Raw genomic sequence first — 2,156 nt, forward strand, 5'->3', positions numbered from 1 at the left:
TTCGCTTGAAGAACTGCTTAATGTTAAGGTAACCACTGCGTCCAAAACAGAGGAAACTGTACGGGATGCTCCGGGGGTTGTTTCTGTGATAACAACTAAGGAGATTGAGTCTTATGGGGCTACCAACCTTGCTGAAGTCCTTGACCGGGTGGCTGGGATATACATGACAAGCTCATTTCTGGTAGAAAATAACTTGCCGAGTATCCGTGGAGAAACCAATGCTCACTGGGCCACCAAGGTGCTTGTACTTATCGATGGCCGACCCTACCGGGAGAGCTTCCTTGGGGGGAACATTACCAATGTACTCAATGGATTTCCTTTAACAATAGTTGATAGGGTAGAAGTGATACGTGGGCCGGGTTCCGTACTTTATGGAACCAATGCCTTTATGGGGGTGATTAACGTTATCCTCAAAAAGTCGAGCCAAACCAATTTTACAGTTTCATCACGATACGGAAGTTTCAACACTCACCAAACCAATATTTCAACCGGCATCAGGCATAATGACTTTAGTATAGACGCTAGTTTAAATCTTTACAATTCGGACGGTTGGAAATATACAGCCAGAGACGAAGCGGCAATTATCAGAAGTAACACGACTCCTATCTATGATTCAATTATAAGTCCGGCACGCACCATACTTAAGGATAGAGATGATCTAGGGGCAGCGCTACACGGTACCTACAAAGGTTTTACACTCAGTGCATTTTATGGAGCTTCTTACTGGCAATCCATGGATAAAAGTGGCAGGTGGCTGGTTCCCGAAGATAACAACCCTAATGCAAAACCCATCAGGAGTGAATTTTATACAGATAAACTTTTTGCTGACCTGGGCTATGAGAAAAAAATAAATCGTTTTTATACCACTTCAATGAATGTTACATGGAACTGGCTCTCGATGGGTGATATGCGGGAGGATTATAAAAATGCTACTACAGCAGTAGACAATGGCTTGCTGGCGGAATGGACTAACAATATAAGGATTGGTGATAACCTGGATTTTATTGCCGGTTTCGTTATCAATAACCAGCAGGGGCACCTGCTTGACAAAACAAGTAATGCTGATGGTACCCCATACCCCGATAACACTGGAACTGAAAACCCTGGTGGATATTATATTATCCCTCATTGGGATGAAACCTGGTACAGTGGGTACACCCAGTGGGCTTATAAGCCCATCTCAATTCTAAAAATAGTTGGAGGTGTACAAGCCAATAAAGTGGAAGGCGTTGATTGGCATTACAGCCCCAGGATTGCTGCTATATTACAAGCAACTTCAGGTTTTGGAGGCAAACTGCTTCACGGTAGTGCTTTCCGTTCGGCTACTCCCGGAGGTGAAAAAAAATTCTATATACCAGGTGTATTGCGTGGCAATCGACAGCTACTACCAGAAGCGGTTAACACTTCTGAGATCCAGCTTTTCGTAGTAAAGAAGAAATTAGAAGCCTCTATCAATTATTTTTATAGTGAGACGTCGAACCTGATTGTGCGTTCAAGAAAGGACGATCCCAACAACGTACTACCCGGTACGCCGCAGTACATCAACAGTGATGGTAAGATTAAATCGCAGGGGATAGAGGCAGAAACGAAATTCTACATCAATTTACAATGGAGTGGTATGGCATCCATCTCGACCCAAAATAGTGAAGACAGTGAAGGTCGGAAAAACTATAGTGGAGCGCCATTACATATGGCAAAAGTGGGAATCCGCTATAATGGTCCCCGGGGTGTAGATGTAGCTGTTTTCAATACCTATTACAGCAAAGGCGGTAACATCAGGGCTATATTTTCCGCAGATAATACTCCTGAAAATTTTGCAGGTACTGCAACTGACGCAAACCCACCTATGAAAGCCGTTAACTACATGACAGTCAATGTTCAACTAAATCTGCCTGAGTTCCTGAGAAAACCGTCAATGGCAGACATTAGCGTATTCTGCTATATGGTAAATCTGCTCGGCCAGAAGGTGAATTACCCTGAGTTTGTAAGGAGAGGCGTAAATGCTATTCCGGGAAGAGCCGGTTTTAACATTCATGGCGGGGTGAAAATAAAGCTTTAATCGATTTCATTGTTGGCGCTTTTGCCGTGAAAGCGCTGACAACATGATAACCTGCCGGGCTTTTCACCAATAGTCCACCTTATTGTCCCCCTCTGCT

General features: G+C 43.9%; 1 protein-coding gene. It reads left to right on the forward strand.

From position 1 onward, the window contains the following. Window positions 1-2,059 (forward strand): TonB-dependent receptor plug domain-containing protein (locus E1163_RS00880; protein ID WP_155168640.1); only part of this gene is annotated, 2,059 nt, incomplete at its 5' end. Between the last annotated feature and the right edge of the window lie 97 nt (window positions 2,060-2,156).

Origin of the sequence: Fulvivirga kasyanovii (assembly GCF_009711405.1) — a bacterium.
In the GTDB taxonomy this organism is placed as follows: Bacteria; Bacteroidota; Bacteroidia; order Cytophagales; family Cyclobacteriaceae; genus Fulvivirga; species Fulvivirga kasyanovii.